This is a genomic window from Streptomyces venetus (genome assembly GCF_039540295.1).
GTDB classification, from domain to species: Bacteria; Actinomycetota; Actinomycetes; order Streptomycetales; family Streptomycetaceae; genus Streptomyces; species Streptomyces venetus.
The window spans coordinates 279241-285859 of the sequence record NZ_BAABET010000013.1 but is presented as its reverse complement, the minus strand read 5'-3'; the positions used below and the strand labels follow the sequence as shown (position 1 = coordinate 285859).

Below are 6619 nucleotides of genomic sequence, written 5' to 3'. Positions count from 1 at the left end.
GTCTGCGGGCGGCGGTGCGGAAGGTGCCGTGGGGCTGGGTGCGGGTGCCCTCGGAGCGGGGGAAGAACTCGTACCAGGAGCCGTACAGGGCCCGCTCCCGCTCGACCAGCAGCGGCAGCGGTTCGGAAGTGGTGACCAGATCCCGCAGCGGATGCCGGGCCAGGACCTCGTCCACCTCCGGCGTCAACGCCGCCGCCCACCGCGCCGACGGGGTCAGCGAATCGTCGCGCAGCGTCTTCGCCGCGCCGAGCAGCACGGCGCGGCCGTCCTCCTTCGGCACGCCGGCCGCTGCCCGTTCGAGGAGTTCGGCACCCTCCTCCAGGACCAGACCCGGGTCGATACCCGCCGGCACCTTGATGCCTGCCGTACGGCGCCAGGTGGTGACCGGATCGCTCCACGCCTCCACCCGGTACGTCCAGCGGCCGACGGCGTCCGCGGTGACCTCCGCGCCCCACCGGTCCGTCCCGGGGGCAAGCTCCCGCATCGGCGTCCACGGCCCGGGCCGGCCCTCGGGATCCTTCAGGACGACGTTGGCGGCCACGGCGTCGTGCCCCTCCCGGAACACGGTGGCGGTGACCTCGAACGTCTCTCCGACGACCGCCTTGGCCGGCCGGTTGCCGTTCTCCACGGCCGGGCGGACATCCCGTACCGGGACACGGCCGATGGCCCGGGTCCTGCTCATGCTCCTCACCTCCACCGTGCTAGAAAGCCGGACCCGTGGGCCCGGTTCAGGGGACCAGACGTGCGGGAGGGCGCCGGCCGGCCGCCGGGGAGCGCCGCTCCGCCGTCGGCCGTCTCCGCCCGACCGCGGCGGACGGAAGGGACCGCTCGCTCTGTTCCTCCAGACAGGTGACCTGGGTCGTGCGCAGGTACTGCTCGGCCGCGTCCGCCGCCTCTCGCGCGCACCGTTTCCCCATCAGCACGCAGAGCGTGTAACCGGAGTCCTCGAACGTGGCCCGGACCGTGCGGTCGTTGGGTGCCGCGAGCATCACGCGTTCCCAGGCCCGGTAACGCCGCAACTGCCGGGCGACTTCGGCTTTGGCGGGTAGCAGCATGGCGCCGATCACCTTTCGGGCTCGAGGGGGACGGTCTCCCGACGGTCGGACGGGGGCCGTGCGTACAGCGGCACGGACCCGTAACGGCGATCGAGTTCTTCACACATGGTGCACGCGTGAGAACGCAGCGTCCTGTTGGATCTTCGCCGGACAGCCGCGCGCATGGGCCTTTCGGGGGACGCCCGAGCCTGCTCACTTGTATGCACTGCCGCCTCAGGTGTGCGCTCGTGTTGCACGAACGGGCTAGCACCCTCACTCTGAGGGTGACTCAGAAGCGATACACACTCACGTTCCGTGTTCGGGGCTCGTCCCGCAGACCGCGGGAGCGAGGAGGAGCTGAGCTTCGCGGTGAGGAGCCGACCGATGAAGACCGCAGTGCCCTGCTACTACCACCTCGACGTGGAAGTCAGCCCGGACCGGGTGGGACAGGTCAGCCGCATTCTGGCCGCTCACCTGAGGTTCTGGGACCTGGACAACCTCGTCCAGCCCGTCTGCGGCGGTGCCGAGATGCTGCTCAAGGCCATCGACGAGCACGCCACGGACAAGAACACGTCGATCGAGATGTGGTGGAACGGGCAGCACCTGATCACCGCCATCGGGGACAACGACCGCGCCCTGCGCCCGGACCAGGAGCTGAGAGGCTGCCTGGAGCACCTCGCGGCGATGAGTGACGGCTGGGGCTGCTGTGCCACCGAGACCGGCAGCAAGGTCATCTGGTTCTCGCAGCGCGCCCGCGCAGGCGAACGCGTCCCGCTGGTGCCGACCGCGCCCGCGCCGCACCTGAGCGAGGGGCTCGACGTGCCCCGCGAGGTAAGGGTGGCCCAGCTGGCCGGGCCGGCCGACACTCCGGACGAGGTCCTGGAGGAAGCCCGGTGACCCGCCGCAAGCAGACCCGGGAAGGGGTGTCCGCCTGGAGCGGGCGCCCCTACCCGCTGGGGGCCGAGCACGACGGGAAGGGCACCAACTTCGCGCTCTTCAGCGAGGTCGCCGAACGCGTCGAGCTCGTCCTCGTCGACGACGACGGCACCCACACCCAGGTGCCGCTGACCGAGGTCGACGGCTTCGTGTGGCACGGCTACCTGCCCGGCGTCGGTCCCGGCCGGCGCTACGGCTACCGCGTGCACGGGCCGTGGGCTCCGGCCGCCGGCCACCGCTGCAACCCGGCGAAGCTGCTCCTCGACCCGTACGCCCGCGCGGTGGACGGGCAGATCGACAACCACGCCTCGCTCTACGAGCGCGATCCGGAGGGCCGCGACCCGGCCGACAGCGCGGGGCACACCATGCTCGGCGTGGTGACCGACCCGTCCTTCGACTGGGGCGACGACACCCGGCCCTGCCGGCCGTACGCCGACACCGTGATCTACGAGGCGCACGTCAAGGGGATGACGCGCACTCACCCCGAGGTGCCCGAAGGGCTCCGCGGCACCTACGCCGGGCTCGCGCACCCCGCGGTCGTCGAACACCTGACCTCGCTGGGTGTCACGGCGGTGGAGCTGATGCCGGTGCACCAGTTCGTCCACGACGGCGTGCTGCGCGACCGCGGCCTGGCCAACTACTGGGGCTACAACACGATCGGCTTCTTCGCGCCGCACAACGGCTACGCCGCCCACGGCACGAGGGGCGAACAGGTCGCCGAGTTCAAGCAGATGGTGAAGACCCTGCACGCGGCCGGCCTCGAGGTGATCCTCGACGTGGTCTACAACCACACCGCCGAGGGCAACGAGATGGGCCCCACCCTGTCCTTCCGGGGCATCGACAACTCCTCGTACTACCGCCTGGTCGACGGCGACTGGGGGCACTACTACGACACCACCGGCACCGGCAACAGCCTGCTGATGCGTCACCCCTACGTACTCCAGCTGATCATGGACTCGCTGCGGTACTGGGTCACCGAGATGCACGTCGACGGATTCCGCTTCGACCTCGCGGCCACCCTGGCCCGGCAGTTCCACGAGGTGGACCGGCTGTCGGCGTTCTTCGACCTCATCCAGCAGGACCCGGTGATCAGCCGCGTCAAGCTGATCGCCGAACCGTGGGACGTCGGCGAGGGCGGCTACCAGGTGGGCAACTTCCCGCCCCTGTGGTCGGAGTGGAACGGCATGTACCGCGACGCGGTGCGGGACTTCTGGCGCGGCGAGGACAACACCCTCGGCGAGTTCGCCTCCCGGCTGACCGGCTCCTCCGACCTGTACGCGCACAGCAGGCGCCGCCCCCGCGCCAGCGTCAACTTCGTCACCGCGCACGACGGGTTCACCCTGCGCGACCTCGTCTCCTACAACGACAAGCACAACGAGGCCAACGGCGAGGACAACCAGGACGGCGAGAGCACCAACCGGTCCTGGAACTGCGGCGCCGAGGGCGCGACCCGCGACCCGGCGGTCCTGGAGCTGCGCGCCCGCCAGCAGCGCAACCTCCTCGCCACGCTGCTCCTCTCCCAGGGCATCCCGATGCTCTCCCACGGCGACGAGCTCGGACGCACCCAGCGCGGCAACAACAACGCCTACTGCCAGGACAACGAGATCTCCTGGATCGACTGGCGGCTCACCGAGGAGCAGCGCGACCTGCTGGAGTTCACCCGGTACGTCATCAGGCTGCGCACCGGGCACCCCGTGCTGCGCCGGCGCCGCTTCTTCCTCGGAGAGACCCTGACCCGCGCGGACCAGCCGCTGCCCGACCTGGTGTGGCTGGCACCGGACGCCCGTGAGATGACCGACGACGACTGGCAGCGCGGTGACGCGCACTCCGTCGGTGTCTTCCTCAACGGCGACGCCATCGCCGAACCGGACTCGTGCGGCCGTCCCGTCACCGACGACTCCTTCCTGCTGCTGTTCAACAGTCACTGGGAGCCGGTCGACTTCCGCCTGCCGGACGCCGCCTACGGCGAACTCTGGTCGGCCCTGATCGACACGGCCGACCCGGAAGGCACCCCCGACGAGTCGGAGCACAAGGCGAACACGGGCCTGACCGTCGGTGCCCGCAGCCTGGTCCTGCTGTCCCGGCCGTCACGCGCGTCCGGTGGCAGGTCCAGGTCCGAATGAGGGGGCCGGGGCTCGTGCGTTCGGTGGGGATCGGTGGGGAGCGGCCGCCGGGCGGCGCGCCCCCCCGCGGGTTCAGTGACCTCGGCGCGCCGTCACCGTGAACTGCGCGCCGTCGTGGTCGCGCAGCACGGCCTCGTCGCTGCCCTTGGACAGTACGCTGCCGCCGTGCAGTTCCGCGGCGCGGGCGCAGGCCTCGACGTCGTCGACGGTGAAGTGAACCTGCCAGTGCGGCCGGATCGCCGGGTCCGGGGCCGCCTCCAGCGCCCCCGACTCGATCCGGGCCACCACGTCACCACGGCTGCGCAGGACGACCTCCCCGCCCTCGTAGTGGACCTCGCAGCAGCCCGGGTGCTCCGACGCCCAGTCGAGGATCTCGCCGTAGAAGATGGCGGCGTCGAACGCGTCCCGCGTGTGCAGCGTGATGAAGGCCGGCTGTGCGGTGCGCCAGGTCTCCCAGTCGGTGAACAGGTCGCCCTCCCAGATCCCGAAAGTCGCCCCGTCCCGGTCGGCCAGCAGCGCCGCCCGCCCCGGGGGCAGGGAGATCGGCCCGACCGCGACCGTACCCATGCGTTCCTGCACCCGTGCCACCGCGGCGTCCGCGCTCCGCACGGCGAAGTACGGCGTCCACGCCACCGCCATCTGCCACATGGTGGCCACCCCGGCGATCCCGGCCACCGGCGAGCCGTCCGCCAGTGCGATCCGGAAACGGTCGCCGAGCTTGGCCGGCCGCCACTCCCAGCCCAGGACGGCCCCGTAGAACTCCTCCGTCGCCTTGACGTCCCGGCTGGTCAGGCTCACCCAGCAGGGCGCGCCGAACACCGAGTGTGATGAGACGACGTCCTTGGTGCCGGAGGGGGTGGGCATGTCGTGGTTCATGGGTCGCGTCCTGATCTCGTCGGCCGGCAGCCACCGGAGGAATGACACCAGTGTCCAACCGGAACCCCCGTGGGCGCCTGCCGAGTACCCCGGCGGCGGTGCCGAAACGGTGTGGTGAACCGGCCTGGACCGCCCCGGTGGCACCGGGCGGCCCGAGTGACGACGATGGAGGCGTCGGACACTGCGTCAAGGCACTCAAGCACCATGTGGGGCCACGCGGACAGCGGCGCACCGGACCGGGAGGTGACCATGCCCACGGACGGGGGCTCGGAGCGGATCTTCGAGTTGCAGGAAGAGGTCCAGCAGCTCAAGGAGGCGGTCGTCTCGCACGCTGTCGTCGACCAGGCGATCGGGATGATCGTCGCGCTCGGCCGGGTCTCACCCGACCAGGGGTGGGCCGTGCTGAAGGACGTCTCCCAGCACACCAACATCAAGCTGCGCAGTGTCGCGGAACTGATCCTCGTCTGGGGGCGCACGGGCGCGATGCCCCGGGAGATACGGACCGCTCTGGAGGACGCCCTCGACCGGGTGGGACCGACCCAGGTCCCCGGAGCGCCGCCGGAGCGGTGATCCGCCCTGGCGGCGCCTTTGCCGGTCCCGCGCTCAACGGGCCTCGGTGAGCAGTTCCTCCCGGAGATGGGCGAAGCAACTGCTGAGCAGTCGTGAGACGTGCATCTGAGAGATGCCGAGCTGCTCCGCTATGCGGCTCTGTGTCATGCCCTTGAAGAACCGCAGGTAGAGGATGATGCGCTCGCGCTCCGGCAGCGCTTCCAGACAGGGCTTGACGGCCACGCGGTTGACCACGGTGTCGAAGGCCGGGTCCGGCCCGCCGATCGCGTCCCCGAGGGCGTAGCCGTCCGTGCCGGGCATCTCCGCCTCCAGCGACAGCGCGGAGAAGCACTCCAGGGCCTCCGTGCCGGTACGCACCTCGCCCTCGGTGAGATGCGCGTACTCGGCGATCTCGGCGACGGTGGGGGACCGGCCCGGGGTGGTCTGGGAGAGCTCCTTGACGGCGTGCCGCACCCGGTTGCGCAGGTCCTGTACCCGGCGGGGGACGTGCAGGGTCCACATGTGATCGCGGAAGTGGCGCTTGATCTCGCCGGTGACCGTCGGCACGGCGTACGCCTCGAAGGCGTTGCCCCGGGCCGGGTCGTAGTGATCGACGGCCTTGACCAGGCCGAGGGCCGCTACCTGGTACAGGTCCTCGAGCGCCTCGCCACGGCCCCTGAAGCGGACGGCGATCCGCTCGGCCATGGGGAGCCAGGCTTCGACCAGTTCGTCGCGCAGGGCCTTGCGCTCGGGCCCCTCGGGCAGCCGCGCGAGGCGATCGAACGCCGCGGCGGTGTCGGGGGCGTCGTCGTGGGGGTGCGTTCTGGTGCTGCCGGCGATACGCATGGTGCGCACCTCCCTGAGCAGGTGCCGAATGGACGGACACCGTGGGAGGCCGGGATCGGACCTCAGGAGGGGACCCGGGGGCCCGGGCGGCTCCCACGGACGTGCCTCCAGTCCGAAGCACTTCATCGCCCATTCCCGGGCGGGAAATTACGAAACAACTCCGACAATACGCCCAATAGTGGGCCCGGGCCTGCGCAGGCGGCCCCAGGCCCGCTACCGCTCCGGGTGCGGCTGTCGACCTCGCCTTGGGCCGAT

7 protein-coding genes are annotated in these 6619 nt (G+C 71.0%); 3 read left to right on the top strand and 4 right to left on the bottom strand.

Features of this window, described 5'->3' with window-relative positions; all coding sequences use genetic code 11:
• Positions 1-682: maltotransferase domain-containing protein (locus ABEA82_RS34850; RefSeq protein ID WP_345665736.1), on the bottom strand; the 682-nt coding region annotated here is incomplete at its 3' end.
• 46 nt (positions 683-728) lie between these two features.
• Complete coding sequence (locus ABEA82_RS34845) at positions 729-1055, bottom strand: DUF5133 domain-containing protein (RefSeq protein WP_345665735.1); 327 nt, start codon at positions 1053-1055, stop codon at positions 729-731.
• 363 nt (positions 1056-1418) lie between these two features.
• Between ABEA82_RS34845 and ABEA82_RS34840 the strand changes: the two genes are divergently transcribed.
• Positions 1419-1931, top strand: a complete 513-nt coding sequence (locus ABEA82_RS34840) for a pep a2 (RefSeq protein WP_345665734.1) — start codon at positions 1419-1421, stop codon at positions 1929-1931.
• On the top strand, positions 1928-4093 hold the full coding sequence (glgX, locus tag ABEA82_RS34835; RefSeq protein WP_345665733.1) for a glycogen debranching protein GlgX: 2166 nt from the start codon (positions 1928-1930) through the stop codon (positions 4091-4093). Before ABEA82_RS34840 ends, glgX begins: the two co-directional genes overlap by 4 nt.
• A 72-nt stretch (positions 4094-4165) precedes the next feature.
• Here glgX and ABEA82_RS34830 read toward each other — a convergent pair whose 3' ends face one another.
• Positions 4166-4969 (bottom strand): VOC family protein, encoded by an 804-nt coding sequence (locus tag ABEA82_RS34830; protein ID WP_345665732.1) that lies wholly within the window; start codon positions 4967-4969, stop codon positions 4166-4168.
• Between the two features lie 249 nt (positions 4970-5218).
• Here ABEA82_RS34830 and ABEA82_RS34825 point away from each other — a divergent pair, with 249 nt between their 5' ends.
• Positions 5219-5539, top strand: a complete 321-nt coding sequence (locus ABEA82_RS34825; protein ID WP_345665731.1) for an ANTAR domain-containing protein — start codon at positions 5219-5221, stop codon at positions 5537-5539.
• A gap of 33 nt (positions 5540-5572) precedes the next feature.
• Here the strand turns inward: ABEA82_RS34825 and ABEA82_RS34820 are convergent, their stop codons facing one another.
• Complete coding sequence (locus tag ABEA82_RS34820; protein ID WP_345665730.1) at positions 5573-6364, bottom strand: RNA polymerase sigma factor SigF; 792 nt, start codon at positions 6362-6364, stop codon at positions 5573-5575.
• Between the last annotated feature and the right edge of the window lie 255 nt (positions 6365-6619).

Coding starts and splice junctions, on each gene's coding strand:
- ABEA82_RS34840 (WP_345665734.1), top strand. CDS start 1,419: ATGAAGACCGCAGTGCCCTGCTACTACCACCTCGACGTGGAAGTCAGC.
- ABEA82_RS34820 (WP_345665730.1), bottom strand. CDS start 6,364: ATGCGTATCGCCGGCAGCACCAGAACGCACCCCCACGACGACGCCCCC.
- ABEA82_RS34845 (WP_345665735.1), bottom strand. CDS start 1,055: ATGCTGCTACCCGCCAAAGCCGAAGTCGCCCGGCAGTTGCGGCGTTAC.
- ABEA82_RS34825 (WP_345665731.1), top strand. CDS start 5,219: ATGCCCACGGACGGGGGCTCGGAGCGGATCTTCGAGTTGCAGGAAGAG.
- ABEA82_RS34830 (WP_345665732.1), bottom strand. CDS start 4,969: ATGAACCACGACATGCCCACCCCCTCCGGCACCAAGGACGTCGTCTCA.